Annotated in this window: 19 protein-coding genes; 7 read left to right on the forward strand and 12 right to left on the reverse strand. The window is 51.7% G+C overall.

What is annotated here, in order from left to right:
* The 6 genes from DWU89_RS18225 to DWU89_RS18250 form a co-directional block, all read left to right on the forward strand.
* The coding region (locus tag DWU89_RS18225) for a PDDEXK nuclease domain-containing protein (RefSeq protein WP_115501062.1) at nt 1-408 on the forward strand (408 nt) is incomplete at its 5' end.
* Nucleotides 405-1,442: an o-succinylbenzoate synthase gene (locus DWU89_RS18230; protein ID WP_115501063.1), complete on the forward strand. Its 1,038-nt coding sequence runs from the start codon at nt 405-407 to the stop codon at nt 1,440-1,442. The genes DWU89_RS18225 and DWU89_RS18230, both read left to right, overlap by 4 nt.
* Nucleotides 1,439-2,434 carry an AMP-binding protein gene (locus DWU89_RS18235; protein ID WP_115501064.1) on the forward strand — a complete coding sequence of 332 codons (996 nt, stop codon included), beginning with the start codon at nt 1,439-1,441 and terminating at the stop codon, nt 2,432-2,434. Before DWU89_RS18230 ends, DWU89_RS18235 begins: the two co-directional genes overlap by 4 nt.
* Nucleotides 2,435-2,467: 33 nt before the next feature.
* Entirely contained in the window at nt 2,468-4,441 is a 1,974-nt protein-coding gene (locus DWU89_RS18240; RefSeq protein WP_115501065.1) for a DUF3857 domain-containing protein, read from the forward strand.
* Between the two features lie 153 nt (nt 4,442-4,594).
* Entirely contained in the window at nt 4,595-6,289 is a 1,695-nt protein-coding gene (locus DWU89_RS18245; protein ID WP_115501066.1) for a DUF3857 domain-containing protein, read from the forward strand.
* Nucleotides 6,290-6,313: 24 nt separating this feature from the next.
* The gene (locus DWU89_RS18250; RefSeq protein ID WP_115501067.1) at nt 6,314-8,809 is read left to right on the forward strand and encodes a beta-N-acetylglucosaminidase domain-containing protein; all 2,496 of its coding nucleotides are present in this window, start codon (nt 6,314-6,316) and stop codon (nt 8,807-8,809) included.
* 148 nt (nt 8,810-8,957) lie between these two features.
* Here the strand turns inward: DWU89_RS18250 and DWU89_RS18255 are convergent, their stop codons facing one another.
* From DWU89_RS18255 to DWU89_RS18310, 12 genes are all read right to left on the reverse strand, one after another.
* Complete coding sequence (locus DWU89_RS18255) at nt 8,958-9,938, reverse strand: Gfo/Idh/MocA family protein (RefSeq protein WP_115501068.1); 981 nt, start codon at nt 9,936-9,938, stop codon at nt 8,958-8,960.
* 49 nt (nt 9,939-9,987) lie between these two features.
* Nucleotides 9,988-11,232 carry a DUF4934 domain-containing protein gene (locus DWU89_RS18260; RefSeq protein ID WP_115501069.1) on the reverse strand — a complete coding sequence of 415 codons (1,245 nt, stop codon included), beginning with the start codon at nt 11,230-11,232 and terminating at the stop codon, nt 9,988-9,990.
* Nucleotides 11,225-12,856: a M56 family metallopeptidase gene (locus DWU89_RS18265; RefSeq protein ID WP_392391939.1), complete on the reverse strand. Its 1,632-nt coding sequence runs from the start codon at nt 12,854-12,856 to the stop codon at nt 11,225-11,227. The genes DWU89_RS18260 and DWU89_RS18265 overlap by 8 nt, the downstream gene beginning before the upstream one ends.
* Before the next feature lie 12 nt (nt 12,857-12,868).
* Nucleotides 12,869-13,231: a BlaI/MecI/CopY family transcriptional regulator gene (locus DWU89_RS18270; RefSeq protein WP_115501070.1), complete on the reverse strand. Its 363-nt coding sequence runs from the start codon at nt 13,229-13,231 to the stop codon at nt 12,869-12,871.
* A 271-nt stretch (nt 13,232-13,502) separates the two neighbouring features.
* Nucleotides 13,503-15,941, reverse strand: coding sequence for a S9 family peptidase (locus tag DWU89_RS18275; protein ID WP_115501071.1), 2,439 nt, complete (start codon nt 15,939-15,941; stop codon nt 13,503-13,505).
* Nucleotides 15,942-16,015: 74 nt separating this feature from the next.
* Nucleotides 16,016-16,468, reverse strand: a complete 453-nt coding sequence (locus DWU89_RS18280; protein ID WP_115501072.1) for an ATPase — start codon at nt 16,466-16,468, stop codon at nt 16,016-16,018.
* Between the two features lie 72 nt (nt 16,469-16,540).
* Nucleotides 16,541-18,361: a V-type ATP synthase subunit I gene (locus DWU89_RS18285; RefSeq protein ID WP_115501073.1), complete on the reverse strand. Its 1,821-nt coding sequence runs from the start codon at nt 18,359-18,361 to the stop codon at nt 16,541-16,543.
* Nucleotides 18,358-18,981, reverse strand: a complete 624-nt coding sequence (locus DWU89_RS18290) for a V-type ATP synthase subunit D (protein WP_115501074.1) — start codon at nt 18,979-18,981, stop codon at nt 18,358-18,360. The genes DWU89_RS18285 and DWU89_RS18290 overlap by 4 nt, the downstream gene beginning before the upstream one ends.
* Nucleotides 18,982-19,056: 75 nt before the next feature.
* The gene (locus tag DWU89_RS18295; protein WP_115501075.1) at nt 19,057-20,376 is read right to left on the reverse strand and encodes a V-type ATP synthase subunit B; all 1,320 of its coding nucleotides are present in this window, start codon (nt 20,374-20,376) and stop codon (nt 19,057-19,059) included.
* 9 nt (nt 20,377-20,385) lie between these two features.
* Complete coding sequence (locus DWU89_RS18300) at nt 20,386-22,143, reverse strand: V-type ATP synthase subunit A (protein ID WP_115501076.1); 1,758 nt, start codon at nt 22,141-22,143, stop codon at nt 20,386-20,388.
* 3 nt (nt 22,144-22,146) lie between these two features.
* Nucleotides 22,147-23,016 (reverse strand): DUF2764 domain-containing protein, encoded by an 870-nt coding sequence (locus tag DWU89_RS18305; RefSeq protein WP_115501077.1) that lies wholly within the window; start codon nt 23,014-23,016, stop codon nt 22,147-22,149.
* A gap of 1 nt (nt 23,017) precedes the next feature.
* A complete protein-coding gene (locus DWU89_RS18310) occupies nt 23,018-23,608 on the reverse strand; it encodes a hypothetical protein (RefSeq protein ID WP_115501078.1) in 591 nt (196 codons plus the stop codon).
* A gap of 170 nt (nt 23,609-23,778) precedes the next feature.
* Between DWU89_RS18310 and DWU89_RS18315 the strand changes: the two genes are divergently transcribed.
* Nucleotides 23,779-24,276: a GNAT family N-acetyltransferase gene (locus DWU89_RS18315; protein ID WP_115501079.1), complete on the forward strand. Its 498-nt coding sequence runs from the start codon at nt 23,779-23,781 to the stop codon at nt 24,274-24,276.
* Nucleotides 24,277-24,453: the final 177 nt, after the last annotated feature.

The raw sequence follows: 24,453 nt of genomic DNA on the forward strand, positions 1-24,453 counted from the left end.
GAGCCGTATGACGGGAAACTGTCACGTACGGTTTTGAAGCCGAGTTGGGGCAGCGATGCCCCCGCTCAGGTAAACTATCATACCCGTTTAAAATGCTATATCATTATTGAGCTGAAAGCGAAAGAGTTTGAATCCGAATATATCGGAAAGCTCAACTTCTATATCTCTGCTATCAACGAACTGGTACGCGATGAATATGATCGGCCGACAATTGGTATTCTTCTTTGTAAAGGAAAAGATGACTATGAAGTTGAGTTCTCGCTGAGAGATATCAACAAACCAATAGGTGTCAGTTCCTATACTTATAACGAGCTTCCTGAAGATATAAGACAAGCCTTGCCGGATATCCAGGAACTAAAGAATCAGTTGAATAATTTCGAACACAACAATCAACAAGACATACAATGATACATCACTATAGATTAGAAGTCTACCCCAGAGATCTGCATTTCAAGAAACCGGCAGGCACTTCACGCGGGACTTACACGACACGGAAAAGCTGGTTCCTGATGCTAAGTTCCAAAGATGCTCCCGAACGTTGGGGATGCGGAGAGTGTGCCCCACTGCCCAATCTTAGTTGTGACGATATTCCCGAATACGAAGAGGTATTGGCTAAAGCCTGCCAGAAGTTCACCAATACAGGCCAAATCGACATCGAAGGACTGCGTAACTATCCTTCGATCCTGTTCGGGCTGGAAACAGCTTTGCTGCAATTCGAGGCGAATAGCTTTGCCTTGTGGGACACGCCTTTCTCACGGGGTGAAACGGGTATTCCTATAAACGGGCTGATCTGGATGGGAAGCTATAAAGAAATGACAGAACAAGTGGCTGAGAAGATCGAGACTGGTTATCGTTGTATCAAACTAAAGATCGGGGCAATCGACTTCGAAAAGGAACTGAACATCCTGCGTATCATCCGAGAACAGTTCTCCGCCCGTGACATCGAGCTACGTGTCGATGCCAACGGCGCCTTCTCGCCCAACGAGGCAATGGAGAAACTGGACCGCCTGGCCAAATTCGACCTGCACTCGATCGAGCAGCCGATCCGTGCCGGACAATGGGACGATATGGCACAGTTAGCAGCCACCTCACCGATTCCGATTGCCCTCGACGAAGAGCTGATCGGCTGTAACACGCCGGAGAAGAAGAAGGAACTGCTCTCTTACATCCGTCCGCAATACATCGTCCTGAAACCCTCCCTGCACGGTGGCCTATATGGTGGAAGCGAATGGCTAAAGGAGGCGGAGGAGCAACAGATTGGTTGGTGGATTACCTCCGCACTGGAGTCAAACATCGGCTTGAACGCTATCGCACAATGGTGTGCCACATTCAACAACCCGTTGCCACAGGGCTTAGGCACCGGGGCACTTTTCACCGACAATATCGACGCACCACTGGAGCTTCGGGACAACCGCCTCTGGTTTATCCCCGAAAGCAAATGATCAGAGACGACCTCGACCTGTTCCTGTCCGAATGGCATAACGACTCGCCCGTGCTGGAAGTGCAAACTTCCGGCTCGACGGGTACGCCCAAGCGGATCACGGTTCGCAAGGAGCAGATGGAAAACAGCGCCCGCCTGACCTGTGACTACCTTGGACTGCGGCAAGGCGACAAGGCGTTGCTTTGCATGCCCCTTCGGTATATTGCGGGTAAGATGATGGTCGTCCGTTCACTCGTTGCCGGGCTCGACCTGCTGGTGCGCGAACCTTCCGGACATCCGATGCAGGATGTAGAGACACCGCTCCGCTTTGCCGCCATGATCCCGCTGCAAGTCTATAATACGCTACAGGTGCCGGAGGAGCGGGAACGTCTCTGCCGCACCGATATCCTGATCGTAGGCGGCGGCTCCATCGACCGCGAGCTGGAAAAGGAAATACAGGCATTGCCCAACCAGGTCTATTCCACCTACGGAATGACGGAGACCCTTTCCCACATCGCCCTCCGCAGGCTGAACGGGCCGGATGCATCTCCTTATTATACGCCTTTCCCTTCCGTCAGCCTCTCACTCTCGGCGGACAATACATTGGTCATAAACGCCCCACTTGTCACAGACGAAACACTCGTCACCAACGACGTCGCCGAACTCCTGCCCGACGGACGTTTCCGCATCCTGGGCCGGAAAGACAACATCATCAACAGCGGCGGCATAAAAATACAGATAGAAAGCATCGAGGAGGCTCTGCGTCCCGTTATTTCTGTTAACTTTGCAATCACATCGGTTCCGGACCCGAAGTTCGGAGAGGCGGTCGTCCTGCTGATCGAAGAAACAGAGCGAGCGAGGAAGTCCCTCGCCGATGCACTTGAAACAATACCCAAATACCAGCGCCCGAAACACGTCCTGCAGGTCGAAGCGATCCCCCTCACAGGCAGTGGAAAGATCGACCGGGCCGCCTGCCGGAAGCTGGCTATACAATTGACAATGGATAATGGATAATTGACAATGGACAATTAATAAACACTATAAAACATGAAACACCTATCTATCTTAGCATCCGCCCTCCTCTTAGGCGCTGCGTCCACATACGGACAAGCCCAGGAGAGTTGCCGGTTTGCACCCGATCCGACTCTGCAAAAGCCGGAATTATATGCAGGCTACGACTGTGTAAGCCTGCTGGACAGTACCACCGTGACCGTGCAGCCGACCGGCTCCGGCTCATTTGCCGTCTGTAAAATCATCAAAGTGATGAATACTCGCGGAGCCGTCGCCAACCGTATCCTCAAATACGATTACGACCCGTTGACGGCACACGCCGAGTTCCACCGCGTCACGATCTACAAAGCCAACGGCGACGTGGTCAACCTCGACATCACCCAGCAACAGGATTATGCAGCCCCCGCCCGTGCCATTTACTGGGGAGCCCGCCAGATCATGATGGAAGTAGGCCGCCTCGACCCGGGCGACATCATCGACTATCAGATCGATAAGAAAGGTTTCACCTACGCCTTGCTTGCGGATGCCGGCGACGACGAGTCCCGTTTCATCCCGCCCATGCGCGGACAGTTCTACGACATCGTCCCCTTCTGGGCAACCGAACCGACCGTCCGTAAAGTATATAAGGTAAACATCCCGATGGAGAAAGAGATGCAGTTCCAGTTCTACCAGGGCGAATGCACCTCCTCCATGCGCTACGAAGACGGCCGGAAAGCCTATACCTTCGTCAGCACAGACATCATGCCTACCCATCGCGAGCCGAACATGGTCGACCTCTTCGACGCCGCACCCAAGCTGATGATGTCCTCCACCCCGCGCTGGCAGGACAAATCCCTTTGGTTTAACAAGGTGAACGAAGACTATGGCAGCTTCGACGCCATTCCCGAAGCCCAGAAGAAAGTGGACGAACTGATCCGGGGCAAGAAGACCGAGATGGAAAAGATCGCCGTCCTCACCCACTGGGTTGCCGACAACATCCGCTACTCCGGCATCTCGATGGGCAAAGGCGAAGGCTATACGCTGCACAACCTCAAGATGAACTATACGGACCGTTGCGGTGTCTGCAAAGATATCGCCGGCACCCTGATCGCCTTCCTCCGCATGGCAGGCTTCGAAGCCTATCCGGCCATGACGATGGCAGGTAGCCGTGTGGAAAGTATTCCGGCCGACCACTTCAACCATTGCGTAGCCGTCGTGAAGCTATCCAGCGGAACCTATATGCCGCTCGACCCAACCTGGGTACCCTTCTGCCGCGAACTCTGGAGCAGCGCCGAACAACAGCAGAACTACCTGCCGGGCGTCCCCGAAGGCTCCGACCTCTGCCTCACCCCGGTTTCCGCTCCCGAGAACCACTACGTACGCATCAAGGCGGACAACAAGCTCGATGCCAAGGGCACGCTGACCGGACAGTTCACCATTACCGCCGAAGGACAGTCGGACAGCAACATCCGCCGTATCTTCACCGGTGGCTGGCAGACGCAGTGGCAGAGCGCATTGGAGGCACAGCTTCTCGCCGTCTCTCCCAAAGCCCGCCTGATCAGTGTCGACTATGGCAAAGACCCGAAGAACTACCAGGCCGCCCCGATCAAGATGACATTCCGTTATGAGATCCCCGGATATGCCCTTCCCGGAGAAGGGGAAATGCTGTTCAAACCGATGGTGATGAATAATCTTTACAACCAGGTGAAAAGCTACCTCCGTATCGATACCGACCTGGAAGAACGCCAATATGGTTTCAAGGACGCCTGCTCACGCCTGGTCGAACTGGACGAAACGATCCAGCTCCCCGCCGGATACAAGCTGGTTAGCGAGGCTAAGGAAGACAGTAAGCAGAGCAACGCCGCCGACTTCGAAGGCTATGTCCGCCAAGGAGACGGTAAAGTAGTGCTTCATCAGAAGCTGGCCCTGAAGAAACGCGTTTACGAGGCCGGCGACTGGGATGGTTTCCGCAACGCCGTCAATGCGCATAAAGCGTTCGGTAATTATCTGGTGATAAAACAAGGGAACTGATTGCTTAGAAGTAATCGCACCCGATTAGTCCTAAGTAATCGCATACGATTATACCTAACCAATCGCACCCGATTACTGGTAAGTAATCGCATCCTCCCACAAAAGGGAGAATAACAGAACAAAGAAGATATATTATTAAAGCAATAGATTACAATGATACATAACAAACATAAACTCGCCCTCCTCCTCTGTCTCCTGTTAGTGACAGTCACCGCGTTCGGCGCCCCGGAGGCAGAATACAAGAAGTTGGAAAAGACCTGGACGCTCCACTCCTACGGCAGCCAGGAGTTCCGTTGCAACATGGAACTGACACTCTTCACCCACACCGCCATGAACGGCACATACGGAGAGAGCTTCATCGTCTACAACCCGCAATACCAGGAGCTGAAGATTAATTCTTCATACACCCGGCAGAAAGACGGTACCGTCATCAAGACACCGGACAATGCCTTCGTGGAAGTCCTTCCCCGCAATGCTGCCGATGCTCCGGCCTATAACCACTTGAAAGAAATGGTGGTTGTCCACACCGGATTAGAGCTGGGCGCAACGATCTATCTCGACTACACGGTCACTTCCAAGCCGGGCTACCTGCCGGAGGTGGATATATTCGAAACCTTGCTCCAGTCCTCCCCCGTCAAGGAATACACGCTTACGATCGTAACGCCAGCCGACAAAGAGTTAGCCTTCACATTGGCCGGCAACAAGACGAAACCGTCCGTCACGCTCTCCAACGGGATGCGTACGACAGCCTGGACATTGCGCAACCTTCCGGCTGCCTCCCGTGCACCGTTCGTTTCGGTTGCCAATGGCGATGTGCCCTTCCTTGCCGCTACGACCTATGCGACTGAAGGCGATGCACTGGCCACCCTGTTCAAACAGTTCAACCCCGTTGGCGACATGCAGCTCACTACCCTGGCCGAAAGCCTCACAGAAGGAATAACCAAGGATGAAGACAGGCTGAAAGCAATCCTCGAATACACCACCAATCACATTGCCAACAACACGCTGACGCTCGAGCAGACCGGTTACCGCCTGCGTCCGGCCTACGAAATCGTAAACACAGCCTACGGGACAGAGGCCGAGAAAGCCAACCTGCTCGCCGGCCTGCTGGGCGGCGCAGGTTTCAAAGCCGAACCAATGGCTACCTATCAGGCACACGCCGACAAGGGCTTGGCACTGAAAGCGATCGACCAGCTGTTTGTATCCTGCATGGTGAACGGAGACTTATATGTATTCTCCACTTATTCCACCCGTCGCCCACAGACGGTGAACTTCGACCGGACACCGCTCTTCAGCCTGAAAGACGGAAAGCCTATCGCTATCGCTGTCCCCAAGGACTATCAGATCAAGAGCGACATCTCCCTGACATTCAAAGACGGCAAGGTGGTAACATCCGTGAAAGAATCCGTAGGCAATGCACTGATGCCCTACTTCACGACAGGTAACAGCGAAAGCAACAACACGGCGCCCCTGAAAGTGCAGGACGGATATGCGACAGTCGTATTGCCGGATGCCGCCTACGGCTTCTCACACCAGCCCTACGGTTATCTGAACAGCCAGCGGAAAGAGAACATCCTGTTGCCCCGCCAGGTAAATGAGGTTTACACCTACACCGTCGAATGCCCCGACAATATGGAGCTGCGCACCCCGGAAGCCAACCGGACGATCCGTAACGCCGCCGGTAGCCTCACCCTGTCTGTCAAGAAGAGCGGCAAGACAGCAACCGTCACCCGCAGCCTCGAACTCAGCAAACAACTCTATACCCCTGCCGAATACACCGCCCTGCGCCAGCTCTTGACGGAGTGGAGCGACGTGAATGGGAAGACGTTGTTGTTCGAGGTTCACTAATTAAACACTTAAAATTACCCCAATATGAAACTACTAAATCTAACCGCCGCCCTCCTGTTAGGAGGTGCGCTGCAAGCACAAAACCCGTTGCCGGTCATCCACCCGCAACCGCAGATGGTCATGCCGTCGGTCAACCCTCTGAAAGCGCCTCACGGCTTTATCCTCTCCGGGATGAAGAACCCGGATCCGGATGCCATACGGTTGCTCAGGGAGACCCTGTCGATCACAGACGAGCCCGATGCCCTGCCTCTCGAGATCACAATAGAGGGGCAAGCACCGGAGCCGAAACGATCCGGTGCTTATCGCTTGATTATCAATCATACGGGAGTCTACATTGTCGCCCCAGACAGCCGCGGTCTCTTCTATGCCGCCCAAACCCTGAGACAGTTGGTTCAGACAGATAAACAGGGAAATCAGACACTGCCGATATGCACCATCATCGACTATCCCGACGTTGCCTTCCGTGGTACCGTCGAAGGCTTCTACGGCGATCCCTGGAGCCATGCCGACCGTATCGAGCAGCTCCGCTTCTATGGCAAGATGAAGATGAATACCTACATCTATGGGCCGAAGGACGATCCTTACCACAGCTCTCCCAACTGGCGCAAGCCGTATCCGGAGAAGGAGGCCGCCCAGATCAAGGACCTGGTCAAGGAAGCTGCCGCTAACAAAGTGGACTTCGTATGGGCTATCCATCCGGGATTAGACATCCAGTGGACGGACGAAGACCGGATGAACGTACTGAATAAGTTCGGCATGATGTACGACCTCGGTGTCCGCTCCTTTGCCGTCTTCTTCGACGACATATCGGGTGAAGGGGCCAAGGCCGACAAGCAAGCCGACCTGCTCAACTTCCTGCAAAAGGAGTTTATCGAGAAAAAGGCGGGGGTAAGCCCCCTTATCATGTGCCCGACGGAATACAACCGTGCCTGGGCAGGAAGCGACTACCTGGACGTATTGGGCCGGACGCTCGATCCCGCCATCCATGTGATGTGGACAGGCAACAGCGTCATCCACGACATCACCCTCGAAGGGCAGGAATGGGTGAACAAGCGTATCCAGCGCCCGTCATACGTATGGTGGAACTTCCCGGTGAGCGACTACTGCCGCGACCACCTGCTGATGGGACCTTCATACGGGCTCGACCCGGAAGCGGCACACGCCATGTCGGGCTTCGTTGCCAACCCGATGGAACGGGCGGAAGCCTCGAAGGTAGCCCTTTTCGGTGTGGCCGACTATGCCTGGAACATGAAAGCCTACAATCCGGAGAGCAACTTCACCGATGCCTGCCGCTTCATCCTGCCCGAAGCACCGGAAGCCTTCCGCACCTTCTGTGAGAACAACTGCGACCCGGGACCTAACGGCCACCGCTACCGCCGGGATGAATCCGTCCGCTATGCAGGAGATGCCGAAACATTCCTACGCGACTTCCGCCGGCACAGCTATAATACAGAAGCCGCCGACCGGATGAACCAGCTGTTTGCCGAGATCACTGCCGCCCCTGCCGCTATCGAAACAAGCAGCAACAAGGCGCTGATAGATGAGATAAAACCCTGGCTGATGCAATTCCATCTGTTAGGTAAGGCCGGCCAGACCGCTCTTGCCGTTGCCTCGGCCGGACAAGGTGAGGATCGTGCCGCCACCTGGCAGACATATCTCTCCCTCACCTCCCTGCTCGACAGTATGCGCATCATCGACCGGACATACAATCAGAACCCCTATCAGAAGGGAGTGAAGACTGGCTCACGTGTCCTGACCCCGTTTGTACAGGAAATCTATTTGCAGACAGGCCGTGACCTGCTGTTCCCCGATCAGGCAGACCAGGCCGCAGCACAAATGAGCAAAGCCTCCATCCTTACGGATATCGAACAGCTAAAATACCAGCCGTTGAAAGAGAGTGCAGACCAGATCGGCTACAACCGCCTGAACGAAGTACTTCGCATCGAGCCGGGACAATCCTTCGGCCTTGCCTGGGAATTGCAGAAGGAGGCGACCTCATTCAGCTTCAGCCTGCCGAAGAGTGAGAACAGCGGACGCCTGTTCGAATGGTCCGCCGACGGAAAGACATGGACAGCTATCACCGGTATTCCTGCCGACCAACCCCGTTTCAAGCTGGAGCAGATAGCACCGGAAGCCCGCTACATCCGTATGCGTAATACGACGGACAAGCAGATGCAAATCTATCTCTACGACTTTACGGTAACAACGAAGGAAGATACTTCTATCGATCCCGCCCGCCTGATGTACGACAAAAACCTGGAGTCTGTCAACACATTGCCAGCCGGTTCACGTATTGCGATCGACAGCAACAAAGGCAGTTCGCTTGAACTCTACCTGTCCGGCTCATCCCGCAGCCATATTGTGGTGGAAGGGACTCCGCTGAAAGGGAAAACCAAGCAGGTTCTCTATTCCGGCCCGGCCGGTTACATCAAGCTGGACAAGGAAGCATTGGAGAAGGCGAAGAAAGTAGAATTATGTAATGAGGGACCGGATGACGTCCGCATACATGAGGTTATTTAACGTAAGAGGGGGTGTAAAATTGCCTCGTTCCCGCGCTTGACGCGGGATCGCATTAGAACCGGCAGTATAAACAACTGATTGATCAGGCCTGTTCTAATGCGACCCCGCGTCAAGCGCGGGGACAAGGATATTTTACACCCCCTCCTTATCATTCATCCATCGGGAACCGTACCCCCCACTCCGACCTGAGGTCGTCCAGCATCCGCATGACACGCAGGGTTTCGCTATGCGGCATATAAGGCGTCTCTATCTTTCCCTCACGGATGGCATCGATCGATGCCTGCACCTGATATTCGAAGCCTGTTATCTGCGGCGGACAAGTATAGCGGGCTATTTCTTCATGGTTGATCGAATAGACAACCGCCTGCTGCGGGTTATTGATATTGTCGACTATAATGTAGCCGTTATCCCCGGAGATTACCCCCTGCCGGTCATTCGCACAGAAAGCTGTCATTTGCAGGACAGCCATCCGGTGGTTCTTATAGACAAACGTAATACTGTTTTGCAAATCAACGCCCGTCTCCCCTTTCACGCAAGCCGAGGTAATCCCCGTAATCTCCGTACCGAAAAGCATCATGGCAAAATTGATCGGATAGACACCGATGTCCAGCAAAGCGCCCCCGCATAGGTCCGGTCTGGCAATGCGTTCCTTCTCTGCAATCGGATAGCCGATGTTGGCAGTCAGCATCATCACCCGTCCGATCGTCCCGTTGTCCACTAACTCGCGAAGCGTCGCGGAGAAAGGCATATAACGCGTCCAGATCGCCTCCGTCAGGAAAACCTGTTTCTCTTCCGACAGCCGGATCAGCAACTCCGCTTCCCGGGCATTGGCCGTAAAAGCTTTCTCCAACAAAACAGGTTTGCCCTTCCCGATGCACATCCGGGCATGCTCGAAATGGAAGGAATGGGGAGTGGCAATATAAATCAACTGTACTTCCGGATCATCCGCCAGTTCTTCATACGATCCGTATGCCTGCGTAAAACCCCATTCACGCGCGAAACTTTCGGCATTCCCGAAGTTACGTGAGGCTACGGCATACGGTTCTACCCCTTCCATATCGCGCAACGTATGCGCCATCTTGCGGGCAATATGCCCGGCTCCAATTATTCCGACTTTAAAGTTTTCCATAACATACTATTCATTTATTAGTCGGTAAATATACGAAATAATTGCTGATCTATTCCATGATGACCACCACCGGATTATCCTCCTCGCCCACTTTCTTCAGAGCGGAAACTGCGGCGGGGAGATCGGCTTTGCCGGCATTGTCCTCAAACCACTGGACGACCTCTTCGGAGGGGAGCACGGCGGCAAATTCACCGGCGGAAGAGATAGAGATCGGTTGCAGGGGAAGGAAACCGTTCATGTCATCGGCTATCTTTTCTTCGAAAGGATATACTTTCACCGTCCCGTCCGCCTTCCGGTAAAGGGCATTATAGGTTTTACTATTGTCAGTATAGACATTCGTCAGGAAGCGGAACAGGATAACGTCCTCGTTCTCCATGAATTTCCCCGGATAGATTGCATCTTTCTTGTCGTCAAAACGATCATCATAGTCCCAACGGTGTGTGCCGAAGTCCAGTACACGCACCGGCTGCAAATCCTTGTCCGCTGAAACCTGGTAGATCGTATCGTTAAATGCCTGCCTGAAATAAAATTCCCCATCGTTATGCCAGAAACAACCGTTACCAAGCGACGTGATAGAAGAACGGTTGTCTTTATATTTTATGATAAGTACCCCGTCTCCCCCGTCCCTCCGAACGGAAAGCATTGCTATTTCATCAACGGCGACAGCCTTTTCGCCTTTACTGTCTATCGGCAACCATTGTTCGCGGACAATTTCATCGCCACGAAACAGGGCGAGACGTGCCGGCACACTGTCGGTAGCCGAATAATAGCCTACGGTAAGGTCCGCATCCAGATTATCAAAAGAAGCAACTGCCGGAAATTCAGGAGCGGCAATCGGCGGCGTCCAGATATGGTCAAAACTGCCATCTGCCCGATAGACCACCATCTTCCCGTTCCAACCGGAGAAATTGAGTTTGTTTGCATTCGGATTCAGCCATACCCCATGTGACGTCGAATAGCCTTCGGGATCTTCACCCACATGGCCGATATTACGGATGAATCGCCCGGTCTGTTTGTCGAACAACTGGCAAAGCTTACGCCCGGAGGTCACCACGATCCAGTCGTTCAGAACGGTTGCCCAAGCTCCCGGCCCCACGAGAATACTGTCCGTCGTCTCCAACGGGACATAGCGTATCTTCTTGAAACAGTCCGACGTCTTCAACTCCGCCTGCTGGTCGAAAGCTGCTCCCAAAGGGATGACCTCCAACTGTCCACTCTCCGTTTTATCCCCGCTGCAAGCGCCCAGGAAAAGGCAAGCCGCGAGGGTCGCCTGATACAGATAACTCTTATTCATTTTCTTTCTTCAAGGTTATTTCCATTATACTTCTATTCGCATATTTGTCCCCGTATTTCTTTACCGCTGATTTCTTGGGCAATATAGTCATCGACTGAACCCTTGTCTCATCAAGTTCGGAGAGCTTGTCGTAAGGATATTCCTTGCCGTCGATAAAGAGAACCGGGTCCGGCTCCGGATGTGAACCGGGACGGGGAGCGGGACGCATTTTGATACCTTCCAGCTTACGGAACTTAAAATTTCCTATCGTACCGCGAAGCGTACCTTCCGGCCGAAGATCGGGTATTATTTTCGTTGTCACGAGGATCACGCCGTGCTCTCCTTTCTTTCCGTAAAGCTCAATGCTTTTCATATCTTTCAGAACAGAAATGCTGCTGATCGTAGACGGGTCGAGCGTATTCGTATCGAAATCCGGCTTCTCCACGCCGTCAATGATGAAGAGCGGACGGGGAACCAGCGAGTCTACCACTACAACGTTCGTCGGCATATCGCCATAACCCACTACACGGACGGTGTCTTGCGGTACTGCCCCTTCCCGCGCCTGACGCGGGATCGCAGAAGCACGAACGGTGTTTACCGAAACAGGCCTGTTCTCCTGCAGCCCCGCGTCGAGCGCGGGGACTGGTTTCGCTTTCGCTATCGGAGCAGCGTCTATAACAGGAACAGCTTCCATAACAGGATCAGCCTCCGCAACAGGAAGAAATTCCGGGACGTTGACCGCTGAGATCTTTTCTAAAGAGCGCGAGATTTCCGGACGGGCAAACGCCACTACCGCAACAGCGGCAAGGGGCAGGACGTAAAGATACTTCAACCGCGCCCAGGGACTTGATTTTTGTTTTAGCATCATGGTAATTCGTTTTTTAAGTTTACTGTGGTTAAAGCTGTTGGCCATAGAGGTGAAACGCTGTGTGCCGACCGCTTTCTTGATTAATAACATCTGATAATGCCGCGCATCCACACCATGCCGGATCACGCTTTCGTCCGCCTCGAACTCATGCACGTTTTGCAGCTCCTGTTTCAGCAGCCAAGCGGCAGGGTTGAACCAGTGCAGGACGACGCATACACCGGCGAGCCACATATCCAACGAATGCCACGCCTCGATATGCGCCCGTTCGTGCGTCAGAATCTCCGTCCCGCTCTCCTCCATATCGATACGCGAGATGACGATGTAGCACATCCAACTGAAAGGGCTGACCGGTTGGTCGACCACAACAAGCCGCACGCCACCATCCAGAGCCGTCACTTCACCCGAACGGATCAGACGCACAATCTGCCCGACGGAATAGAGAAAACGCCCCGCAAAAAACAGGCAACCACCCACATAGATTGCAAACAAGGCTGTCAGCCAGAGCGTCATGTCACTTACCGGTGCCGTTGTCTCCTCAACCGGTACAGCAGCCATCAACAGAAGCCGCTCGATGTCAAGCATCGTGCGCTGCACAGCCACCGGCTCGTCCGTCACCAGACGGATAAAGGGAATAGCAACGGAAAAGACAATCACGCCCAACAGCGCCATCCGGTTGAACCGGTGGAACGTGTCTCGACTCAGCAGCAGGCGGTAAAAAAGATAGAACGCCGCCAGACAGCAGGTCGACTTCAACAGAAAGACTAAAAATATTCCCATACTTGCGCAGTTTTACTTATTACCCTTCTCCACTTCGTCGATCAGCTTCCGGAGCTCGTCCACCGAAATCTCCTCCTCCCGGACCAGCGACGAGATGACGCCGAGATAGGAATTGTTGAAATATTTGGCAATGACGTTTTTCAACGTGCCCCGGCTGTAGTCCGCTTCCGAGACGGCAGCGTAGTACTGGTAGGTGTTACCATAGGTATTATGTGCCAGGAATCCTTTCTCTTCCAGGCCGCGCACAATGGTCGACAGGGTATTGAAATGCGGCTTCGGTTCACCGTAAAATTCGAGCAGTTGTTTCACAAACAGCGGGCCTTCCGTCCAGAAATAGCCCATGATCTCTTCTTCTCTTGCAGTCAGTCGTTTCATGATATTTTAATTCTTTCAGGCAAATAAACTAAATATTTTAGTTTTCAAACTAATTTCTTTAGTTAATAAACTAAAAGGACACGTTTATATCCTCTTCTTACGATTGTTTTATCGGAATCCTGCCATAACAACACAGGGCTGAAGGATTGAATACTAACGACAGACTATTTACAAGGAGGTTACTTATATCGTTAAAAAAGAAGAGAGGCTTCGCCATCCGGATTATCCCGGAGCGAAGCCTCTCTCTTTAACTTTCAACTCTCAACTATTTTCACCTTTTCGGTATATCCACCGACGTCTCCTGTTCGCCCAGGAGGTTGTGGGAGAAGTAGTCGACCATGCGCCAGTAGAAATATTCGTCCATGTCGCCGAAGCCGTGACGCTGTTGCGGGAGCATGAGCATGTCGAAGCGTTTGCCGGCACGGATCAGGGCGTCTACCACGCGAAGGGTGTTACCCGGATGGACGTTGTTGTCGATGTCACCGTGGACGAGCATCAGGTGGCCTTTCAGCTGTCCGGCTATCTCTTCGTTCGTGCGGATGTTGTAGACAAAGGTCGTATCGCCCTTTTCACTAACCACCTCTTTCACGCCGTGGTGCGTCTCGCTCCACCAACGGTTGTAGATGCGGTTGTCGTGGTTACCGGCACAGGAAACGGCTGCTTTGAAGAAGTCCGGATATTGCAGGATCGCTGCGGTAGACATGAAGCCCCCACCCGAATGGCCGTGGATACCGACACGGTTGATGTCGATAAACTTGCAACGGTCTGCCAACTGGATGATAGCTGCCTTCTGGTCTGCCAAGCCGTAGTCGCGCAGGTTGCCGTAACCAAAGTTATGATACCATTTCGAACGGCTTGGATGTCCGCCACGGTTGCCGACAGTAACTACGATGAATCCGGCCTGTGCCAGACGGTCCGTACGAACGCCCATGCGGCTGAACGGATAAACGGTTGCTTCCACCTGCGGACCGGGATAAACGTAGTCGATGATCGGGTACGTCCGTGTCGAATCGAAGTCGAACGGTTTATACATCACGCCGTAGAGGTCGGTCACACCGTCCGCCGCCTTCACCTTGAAGGGTTCGGGGAACTGGTAGCCGGCAGCCAGCAGTTGTGAGAAATCGCTTTCTTCGAGCGACATCAGTTTGCGGCCGCTTGCGTCCATCAAGTCCGTACGCGGGATGGTGTTGACACGCGAGTAGTTGTTGACCACGAACGCTGCATTGTCGTCCATGCTCGCGATATGGAAGTAGTCGCCGGGCGTCACCATTTGCAGGCCGCTTCCGTCGAGATTAGCGCGATAGAGGTGTTCGTAGTAGGGATTCTCATCCTTTTCTTTTCCGTTTGCCAGGAAGTAGACGACACGCTTGGCTTCATCGACCTTCACGATCTGGTCTACATGCCAGGGACCGCGTGTGATGCGGTTCTTCAGGTTGCCTTCGCCGTCATAGAGGTACAAGTGGGCCCAACCGTCGCGTTCGCTCCATTGAATCAGTTCCTTGCCATTTGCGAGGGCGGCCAACGGACGTACTTCCTGATAGGTATTCATCCGTTCTTCGATAATCGGGCGGATCGAATCCTGTCCGATCGTATAGGAACAGATGTCGATACGGTGCAAGTCACGGCTCGAACGGGTAACGAAGAAGCGGTTATTGTCGCCTAACCATACGCTTGCCACCTCTTTACGGTCGCGGTCTCTCTGTTGCCACGGCCGACGTGCCACACGCAAGGTCTGGTCTTTGAAAGCGGATGTACGAATCTCCTTATGGCTGTTGTCGTTCATATCGAAAAGGAAAAGATGATATTGGGGAGCTTCCTTCTCGCCGGGCATCTGGTATTTGTATGTTTCCAGCGTCGGACGGGGCGATGCCATGGAGTTGATCACCCACAGGTCTTTCACCTCGCGCTCGTCTTCCACCGTAATGGCGAAGTAGCGGGAGTCGGGCGACCATACGCCCCAGACGCCTTTCCGTTTGCCATTGCAAAGCGTGTCGGTGTTGAGCAGGCTGTAAGGCTGGCCGAAACCGAAATCCTTCACGCCGAAGGTGGTAAGTTGGATGTCCGCCACAGTACTGTCTTTATCGTCTTTCTTCAGTTTCTCGTAGTCTTCGCGGGTCATGCGGTAGAGATTCTGGTCCTTGGCATAGACAACCGTCTTACCGTCGGGTGAGAAAGAGGCCCAGTCGGGATATTCGGTTTCCTTTTTCTTATCCTCAAGCCAGGTCAACTTGCGTGTCGGATAGTCGTAGGAGAAGAAGAAAAGCTCTTTCTTGTTTTTCGGTTCTTTCTTGTCTGTCGTATCTTTCTTGGCATCCTGCGAGGAGACGATGTGGAAAGTGAAGGTGCGGCCGTCTTCCTGCGCTTCCAACTTCTGGATAGGCAGTTGCTGGGCGGTGAATGGGTCTTTCACGATTTCCGTAATTTGGGCTGCCACGTCGTCGAGGTCGAACAGCGGCCGTTTGGTCTTTGCCACCGGATCGACAACATACCAGGCTTTTCCTTCACTTGTTTTATATTCGTACCAGAAACAGTTTCCTTTCTGGAACCAGTGCGGATCGACCGTGGTAGAGAATAGCATTGTGTTCAATTTCTCTTTAGTAAAGCGCTCCGCCTGCACATAACCCGGCAAGCGTTCTACGTCCTGGGCCTGTGCCCCTGCCCCGTGCAGCATCCCCGCACAAAGCATAACCAATAGTAAATGTTTTTTCATCTAACGTTGTTTTTTAAGAAAACAAATCCCTTACCCGGAGAACCGGATAAGGGATTCTGTTTATACATTCGTTTTTAAACCGGAAGAGTTCCGCCGATCAGGATAACAACCAGCAAAGCCAAGATTGCATACAATTCAGGGAATACGGCCATAACCATAGTTGCACCGAACACATTGTGTCCTGCACCTACGCCGGCAATACCGTTTGCACAAACTTCCGCCTGACGGATAGAAGAGAACAAACCGGCAAATCCTAACACCAGACCTGCACCGAAAATAGCTGTCGCATTCAACATCGTAATACTGTCAACCAGGAATTTCTGCATCATGAAGTAACCGACGAATCCGTACAAACCCTGTGATGAAGGCAATGCACTCAGGGCGATATACGTACCTAACGCATCCGGATTTTTCTTCATTGCTCCGACTACGGCGTTACCCGCAATCGTCACACCATAACTACTACCGATGAAAGTCAGACCTGTCATCAACGCGATTCCAATGTAAGCTAATAAAATTGGTTCCATAATGATAATTGTTTTAATTTATTCTTTTGTTATTATTTAATTACTTTTTACCAGGGAGCGACTCCCTATTTGTTATGCTTTCTTGAACGGTTTGTATTCTTTTCCACCGCCTTCAAACTCAGCATTCTTATAATACTCTACGAAGATAAGACGCAACGGGTGTACAAGCGAACTGATCGTACAAAGCCCGATGTTGATCGAATGGCCTATCAGCAGGATGATCAGCATACAGACCGCACGCAACACGACATTCATACCTTCCGTCATATCCACAGCTAACGAGTTAAACACGCCGCCCAGGATAGCGCCTGTCAGACCGATCGCGAACAGACGGATATACGACAGCGTATCGCCCAACAGCCCGGAAGCCATATTATAGGTATTCCAAAGCCCTGTCCCGAAATTCATAAAGATATTCTTACCCGGCGAATTGTAGAGGTAAGCCACTATCAGGCCGACAACCGCAATACCGACAAAGACGGTCTGAACCGTTTCAGGCAGATGCATATTCAACATCGGCAATCCGAAAGCTAATGCCAGGAAAGTGATGACCAGCACCCATGCAAAAGGCGCAATACTGTATTTGAATCCCTTCTGCGCTTTCGTCTTGAAGGCAGCCACCGTCTTTCCGAAGATAATCTGGACCAGACCGATGACGATAGAGAAAGTCATCAGGTTGTCACTGCTCACAAAATAGTCTTTCATCTTCGAGAACGCCGGAACATCCGCCAACGCGATACCGAAGAACGAACCCGTACACGTTCCGACAATCAGGGCTGCAAGGCCGAGATACTGGAACAAAGTCAGGTAAGGCTTGAAATCCGGATTCACCTTCCGTTTGAGGAACGTACAGACCAGCATCACCAGCAACCCGTATCCGCCGTCTCCGAAACAAAGCCCGAAGAAAAGCATGAAGAACGGGGCAAACAGCGGGGTCGGGTCAAACTCCGTATAGTTCGGAAGCGAGAACATCTTCGTGATCGGTTCGTATAGCTTGCTGAACTTGTTATTCTTCAGTTTGATCGGAACCTTATCCCCTTCTTCTATCGCCATCGGCTGGAAATAATAACCGTCTTTTTCAAGCGCTTCTTCCATTGCCGGAGCATCTTCGGTCGGGACAAATCCTTCCAGGATCATCAGCTTGTCGCCTGCCTCACGACCGGTCTGCACCAACGTGTTCGAGAGGTTAAATTCGTTCTGGATGTTTTTGTCCAGTTCGATAAGCGTGTTATATTGCTTGGCTGCAAACTCCTTCGTGCGGGCATCCAGAGATTTAAAGTTCTCCATCAGCTGCTCGTAGGCTGCGTGCAACTTAGCCAATCCGCGGTCCGGCATCTTCGGACGTTCGGCGTCGATCTCGATCGGAGTGCCGGTCTTCGTCACGGTAACGAAATAGGTCACCGACTGGAAGTTGTTCACCAGAAAGGCGTTGTACTCATCCCCCCACTTCGGTTCGTATTTGGAAGTCGGGCAACTGAAGAAAGTCACGTCATATCCCGCTCTCTTCAGGCGGTTGATATTGGCATAACTGAACTCGCCCCATATATCCATATAGGCGATATCCTTTTCCAGCGAAGCCCGTGCTGCCTGTAGCTGCACTTTCTGCTCCTGCAGTTCTTCGAGCTTATCAACCAACTTCAAACCGTCTGCCTTCGGCAACTCACGCGCCGGTGCCAACACGGTCTCTTTCGACTGTTCGTTCAGGGCCTTGCAGAAGCGGATTGCCTGGTTGACGCGTTTACGTTCTGCCAGCAAGGCTTGCAGTTCCGCATTGTCCAGGATCGAATTCGTCTCCTTCACGTGCAGGACGCCCAGGTCCCGGAGAGTCGCGAGGAATGCATCATATTCTCTATGATATACCATAAAGGCATATTTACTCATCTTTACTATCATGCTCCAGCCTCCTCTATTTCTTCTTTTGCTTTACGCTTTTCCTGATTAGCCCGCATGATCTTCTGTGACGACTTGGAAAGACTTTCTTCGTCTTCCATGAATCGTTTCACTTTGCGGATCGCATCCTTATAGCCCGGAATCTGTACCTTCTCGAAAAGGTTCACCTTCTGAGTGGTCTTTTTCCGCGCATGCTCCAATAACTCCAGCTTCATACCCGAGAACTCGGCTTCGATACCGGTACGCGCCAGCTTTTTCAGCAGCTCGATACCGTCGGTAAACCAGGCAGGGGCATTGAACAGGCTGTAGCGGCCGATCTCGAATTGGATCTCGTCCAATACAGGAACGACCACACCGGCGATCTTCTTCGTGGAGAGCGAAACATCCTTGACTGCGATCAGTTCGGGATTGAATTCGTTCCACAAAGCGACCATGTTTTCGTAGCTCTGTATCTCCTGTTCCAGCTGAAGTTCCAATTTCGTCACTTCATCCTTGGTCCGCTTCACTTCGATACGCAGGGCGCTTTCCTTGCTCTTGATTGTCGGCAGGGAACGCTCGCGCATCTTCAGCTGCTTTTCCAATTGCTGAAGGGAGGTTTTATTATATTGAAACTTTATTGCCATAATTATCTATATTATTTCCACAACCATGCATACTAAATTCCTTGGGCATGCATTTCCATTTTCATGGGCATGGATTTATTTTTTCCAGTATTTGTCTACCAACGCCTGTTTGATATTCACTTCGGCAGGCTGGAAGTATTCACCGAACAGATTCCAAGCCACGTCGAGCATCTCGGTTGTGTCGAGGTTGACGTCGATCGCCAACAACTTGCTTGAATAGTCCTTTGCGAAAGCCAGCGTACGGTTGTCGTAGTCTGTCAGGTCGAAACCGTTCTCCATCTTCGTCTTTGCATTGGCGGCATCGGCATACAGACGGACGGCGGCATTCATCACCTGCGGATGGTCTTCGCGCGTCTTCTTTCCGGTTACCAGCTGTTTCAGACGGGACAGGCTTCGGAACGGGTCGACGATAACTTTACCCACATCACTGTCCTTACGCAGGTACAACTGACCTTCGGTGATGTAACCCGTGTTATCAGGCACGGCATGCGTGATATCGCCACCGGACAGAGTCGTCACGGCGATAATCGTGATAGAACCGCCGGCAGGGAACTGCACGGCCTTTTCATAGATCTTCGCCAAATCCGAATACAGGGAACCCGGCATGGAGTCCTTCGACGGAATCTGGTCCATACGGTTGGACACGATTGCCAAAGCATCCGCGTAGTTCGTCATATCGGTCAGCAGCACCAGTACTTTTTCATTCTTCTGGACAGCAAAATATTCAGCCGCACAAAGTGCCATATCCGGGATCAGGATACGTTCAACAGACGGGTCTTCCGTCGTATTGATAAAGCTAACGATACGGTCCAGCGCACCGGCATTGCTAAATGTATTCTTAAAGAACAGGTAGTCGTCATTCGTCATACCCATACCGCCCAGGATAATCTTATCCGACTGGGCACGCAAGGCTACCATTGCCATTACCTGGTTGAAAGGCTGGTCAGGGTCGGCGAAGAACGGAATCTTTTGTCCCGTCACTAACGTATTATTCAAGTCGATACCGGCAATGCCCGTAGCGATCAGCTCGGAAGGCTGCTGACGGCGAACCGGGTTCACAGACGGACCGCCGATTTCCACATCTTTACCTTCTGGAATGGGACCGCCATCAATCGGATCACCGTATGCATTGAAGAAACGGCCGGCCAACTGGTCGCCCACCTTCAACGAAGGCGCCTTTCCCATGAAAACGACTTCGGCATTCGTACGGATACCTTCCGTACCTGAGAAAACCTGCAAGGTCACTTCGTCGCCGATAATCTTTACCACCTGAGCCAGCTTGCCGTCGACAGAGGCCAGCTCGTCATACCCTACTCCTGTTGCTTTCAGCGAACAGGTCGCTTTTGTAATCTGGGTAATCTTCGTATATATCTTTTGAAATGCTTTTGTTGCCATACGCTTCTATTATTTATCTGCGCGCTCTGCAAGCAGTGCGTCAAGTTGATCGTTGAACTTCTTGAACTGTTCGCTCTCGTACTCGGAGTAGTTCATCTGCTTAAAGATGTTGATCATCTGCTTAAAGTAGTCCATTACTTCGAGGAAAGTATCGAACTTAAACTCGGTATGGCAGATCTTCACAACCTTATCCAGCATAAACTCCTGGCGGGCCAGCGACGTCACCGCATCGATCGCATCGAAGGCATCCTGTTGCAGGATCACGAAGTCGATCAACTCAGACTTCCAGAACGTCACGTGGTATTCCACAGGCACACCGTCGTCACCGAGGATGTTGATCTGTTCGGAAATTTCCTTACCGCGCAACATACGGGTCTTTATCTCGTTCACCTTATCGATCCAGGTCGGAGAGATATGCTTGGCGATGTATTCCTGAAATTCGGGATATTCCAGATATTTGGAATAACTGTCGATCGGGTTTACAGCCGGATAACGTTTGCGGTCGGCACGTTCCTGCTCCAAGGCATAGAAACAGCGGGCCACCTTCTTCGTATTTTCCGTCACAGGCTCTTTCAGGTTACCACCGGCCGGGGATACCGTACCGATAAAGGTCACGGAACCTGTCTGTCCGTTATTCAGATGTACATAACCGGCACGCGCATAGAAGTTAGCCACGATTGCCGACAAGTCCATCGGGAACGCATCCGGTCCGGGAAGTTCTTCCAGACGGTTGGACATCTCACGCAATGCCTGTGCCCAACGGGAAGTAGAGTCGGCCATCAGCAACACCTTCAACCCCATGCTGCGGTAGTACTCGGCAATTGTCATCGCCGTATAAACGGAAGCCTCACGGGCAGCCACCGGCATGTTAGACGTATTGGCGATAATAATGGTACGTTCCATCAGTTTACGGCCAGTATGCGGGTCGACCAGTTCGGGAAACTCGGTAAAGATTTCCACAACCTCGTTCGCACGTTCACCGCAGGCAGCGATAATCACGATGTCGGCTTCCGCCTGTTTGGAGATCGCATGTTGGAGCACGGTCTTTCCCGTTCCGAACGGCCCGGGGATAAACCCTGTACCACCTTCCACGATCGGGTTCACCGTGTCGATCGTACGTACACCGGTTTCGAGCAACTTATAAGGACGCGGCTTTTCCTTGTAGCAAGTGATGGCGCGTTTTACCGGCCAACGCTGTATCATGGTCACTTCCACATCTTTCCCGGCTTCGTCCGTCAGGATGGCGATCACCTCATTGATGGTATATTGTCCTGCTTCTTTCAGGCTCTTGATCGTATATTCACCTTTAAAGGTAAAGGGGACCATGATCTTATGCGGCTGGAAGTTTTCGTCCACTTCGCCCAGCCAGTCACCGGCCGCCACCTTGTCGCCTGCATTGGCAAGCGGTTTGAAATCCCACAGTTTGTCGTTATCCAACGGGAAGGTATATTCTCCGCGTCTCAGGAAAACACCCTCCATTTTATCGAGGTCGTTCTGCAAACCGTCGTAGTTGCGCGACAACATACCCGGTCCTAACGTTACCTCCAACATATGTCCTTCAAACTCGGCTTCGTCGCCCACCCGCATACCGCGCGTGCTCTCAAAGACCTGTACAAAAGCATTCTTACCTATTACCTTAATAACTTCCGCCATCAGCTTGACGCCTCCTACGGAAATGTAACAGATTTCATTCTGGGAAACCGGTCCGTCCACCTCTACAGTCACAAGGTTGGAAACGATTCCTTTTACAATTCCTTTCGTAGCCATAATTTATTTATCATTGTTTCTTTTAAATTCTTCCAGGGCATTCTCGCTGCCTTTCTTCATTGCTCCCACTATTTCGCGGAATGTTTTCTCGCCTGTCCCCTTATCCAGCGTTACCCAACGCTCGATCATCTCCAGTTTCAGCAGGTATGCAAATACACTCTCTATATCGAACGGTTTAAAGAACGTATGTTCCTCGAGCCATTCCCATTTCAGCAGGTCCACTTTCTTTTCGCGTACCATCAGATCGGTTTCTTCGGCGATACGTTGCAGATCGGGCAAATAGTCCACCGTATCCCCCAGTCCGAAATCGCGGGCATTGGACGTACGGAGCGCCTGTGCCACTTCATTGTCTCCAACGATGTATTCGGCTTTATCAAGGCCATGTTTACGACAGGTTATCGCGGTAAGCATGTTGTTGATGTTCAGGTTCAGTTCGAACCAGTCTGCAACAAACTTGTTATGATTTTTCATCGCATACGCATAATAGAGTGTGGCCAGGCGGTCTTCCCATGGAACATCCTGCTTGTCCTCTTTCCCTTCGCTTTCGAGATACAGTTTGAAGAACTCCTTGAAATAAGGAGGCATCCGGTCGTTCTTGGGTGGCTTTTCTTCTTCCTTCAACGCTTTGAGCAAAGCATTGAATTCGTCATACGTGATACGTCCCCGCGGGTCCGGATCGGAATCCGGCTGTTTGGCTTGAGCGATCAGGTTCTTATTATCGAATTTGAGGAAGAACAGATCGATCAGCTTCTTATCGGCTTTCGTCAGTACGCCGTCCAATTCCTGCCTGAAGTCACAGACGGAATAGGTCAGTTTACTATCGTCGAGCGCGATATTGGGGAGTCCTGCAATCAAGCAATAATACTTACCCATATCAGAACAGCATTTCTACCAACCCGGGACGAAGGAATTCTTTGAAGAAGGCGACAAACTCGTCTTCCCCGAAACTTACTTTATAGGAACCGTCAGCCGGAACAATCGTGAAAGAGGCGTCATGCCCGCTTACTTTCTCGATCTTCACGCCGCCGTCCAACAGGCTCTTGGCGTTGGCGGTAAAATATTTGGTGAGCGCATCGGCTTCGGCAGTCTGGATCGTAATCGCTTCCTTCTTTGCCCATTCCTTTGCCATTTCCAGAATCACTTTCTGCATGAACGCAGTGTCAGAAACGATCGCTTTCACATTGGAAGAGGTTATCTTTCCGGTAATGAGGTTTACCACTTCGCTTTTCAGCGCTTCTACAGATTGGGTAGCAAACAATTTCAACTCGGCCTCCGTATTCTTTTTCAGTTCGGCCGCCTGCTTTTCGGCAGCTGCCACAATACGTTTTGCTTCTGCTTCCGCATCGCTCAATATCGTTTGTTTCTGAGCATTTGCATCGGCAATGATTCGCCCTGCTTCTTCGTTACCTTTCTCTACTCCTTCTTTGTAGATTTTGTCGGTCAGTTCCTGAATCTTTGTATCCATTTCTATATGTTTTTTATTAAATTGTTCCCCATGTATAGGTATTAAACGCCTACAAAGTTATTCTTTTTTATGAATTAACATTGTTATATACATAAAATCAATTCAAAAATTTAATTGTTGCGAATATATCCTCATTTTTTGTACTTTTGTTCATCTAAAAGTAGGAAATAATGTTCTCAATTACGAAAGCAACTGTTAATGATTGCCAATTAATTCAAGATCTGGCATCTAAAATCTGGGAGCCGACCTATGGTTCCATCCTTTCCCGCGAACAGCTGGACTATATGTTCGACATGATGTACAGTCATGAAAATCTTCTCAAGCAGATGAACGAACTTCACCATCAGTTCTTCATCATCTATGCCGACGGCGTCCCTGCGGGCTACCTGTCCATCGAAACGGTTGAGAAGGATTTGTTTGAATTTCAGAAAATATACTCGCTGCCCTCCTTGCACGGCACAGGTATCGGCCGCTACATCATCGAGCAGGGCATCGCTTACCTGAAAACAATCCATCCCGGTCCTTTCACCGTCGAACTGAATGTAAACCGCCACAACCCGGCTGTCGGCTTTTACAAACATATGGGCTTCCACGAACATGCAACACGCGATTTCCATATCGGAAACGGCTACTATATGAATGACTATATCATGAGGCTTATTGTATAAAACGCATTTTTCAGGCTCGAAAGGCATCCGAAACCCAACAAATGTTAATGGCTTTTTTTGACCTCAAAAAGGGACTTTTTCCGCTTTTTAGAGCGTTTTCCGCCATTGCGACCGTCCTCTTTGCCATTGCGACCGTGCTAATGTGTAGTGCACTCGGCACCTCGCGAAGATTAGCAC

It is taken from the genome of Parabacteroides acidifaciens (assembly GCF_003363715.1).
Lineage (GTDB): Bacteria > Bacteroidota > Bacteroidia > Bacteroidales > Tannerellaceae > Parabacteroides > Parabacteroides acidifaciens.

What these genes read in the sequence shown, in the direction of transcription:
- DWU89_RS18230 (WP_115501063.1), top strand. Translation starts at nt 405, where the DNA reads ATGATACATCACTATAGATTAGAAGTCTACCCCAGAGATCTGCATTTC.
- DWU89_RS18235 (WP_115501064.1), top strand. Translation starts at nt 1,439, where the DNA reads ATGATCAGAGACGACCTCGACCTGTTCCTGTCCGAATGGCATAACGAC.
- DWU89_RS18240 (WP_115501065.1), top strand. Translation starts at nt 2,468, where the DNA reads ATGAAACACCTATCTATCTTAGCATCCGCCCTCCTCTTAGGCGCTGCG.
- DWU89_RS18245 (WP_115501066.1), top strand. Translation starts at nt 4,595, where the DNA reads ATGATACATAACAAACATAAACTCGCCCTCCTCCTCTGTCTCCTGTTA.
- DWU89_RS18250 (WP_115501067.1), top strand. Translation starts at nt 6,314, where the DNA reads ATGAAACTACTAAATCTAACCGCCGCCCTCCTGTTAGGAGGTGCGCTG.
- DWU89_RS18255 (WP_115501068.1), bottom strand. Translation starts at nt 9,938, where the DNA reads ATGGAAAACTTTAAAGTCGGAATAATTGGAGCCGGGCATATTGCCCGC.
- DWU89_RS18260 (WP_115501069.1), bottom strand. Translation starts at nt 11,232, where the DNA reads ATGAATAAGAGTTATCTGTATCAGGCGACCCTCGCGGCTTGCCTTTTC.
- DWU89_RS18265 (WP_392391939.1), bottom strand. Translation starts at nt 12,856, where the DNA reads ATGGGAATATTTTTAGTCTTTCTGTTGAAGTCGACCTGCTGTCTGGCG.
- DWU89_RS18270 (WP_115501070.1), bottom strand. Translation starts at nt 13,231, where the DNA reads ATGAAACGACTGACTGCAAGAGAAGAAGAGATCATGGGCTATTTCTGG.
- DWU89_RS18275 (WP_115501071.1), bottom strand. Translation starts at nt 15,941, where the DNA reads ATGAAAAAACATTTACTATTGGTTATGCTTTGTGCGGGGATGCTGCAC.
- DWU89_RS18280 (WP_115501072.1), bottom strand. Translation starts at nt 16,468, where the DNA reads ATGGAACCAATTTTATTAGCTTACATTGGAATCGCGTTGATGACAGGT.
- DWU89_RS18285 (WP_115501073.1), bottom strand. Translation starts at nt 18,361, where the DNA reads ATGATAGTAAAGATGAGTAAATATGCCTTTATGGTATATCATAGAGAA.
- DWU89_RS18290 (WP_115501074.1), bottom strand. Translation starts at nt 18,981, where the DNA reads ATGGCAATAAAGTTTCAATATAATAAAACCTCCCTTCAGCAATTGGAA.
- DWU89_RS18295 (WP_115501075.1), bottom strand. Translation starts at nt 20,376, where the DNA reads ATGGCAACAAAAGCATTTCAAAAGATATATACGAAGATTACCCAGATT.
- DWU89_RS18300 (WP_115501076.1), bottom strand. Translation starts at nt 22,143, where the DNA reads ATGGCTACGAAAGGAATTGTAAAAGGAATCGTTTCCAACCTTGTGACT.
- DWU89_RS18305 (WP_115501077.1), bottom strand. Translation starts at nt 23,016, where the DNA reads ATGGGTAAGTATTATTGCTTGATTGCAGGACTCCCCAATATCGCGCTC.
- DWU89_RS18310 (WP_115501078.1), bottom strand. Translation starts at nt 23,608, where the DNA reads ATGGATACAAAGATTCAGGAACTGACCGACAAAATCTACAAAGAAGGA.
- DWU89_RS18315 (WP_115501079.1), top strand. Translation starts at nt 23,779, where the DNA reads ATGTTCTCAATTACGAAAGCAACTGTTAATGATTGCCAATTAATTCAA.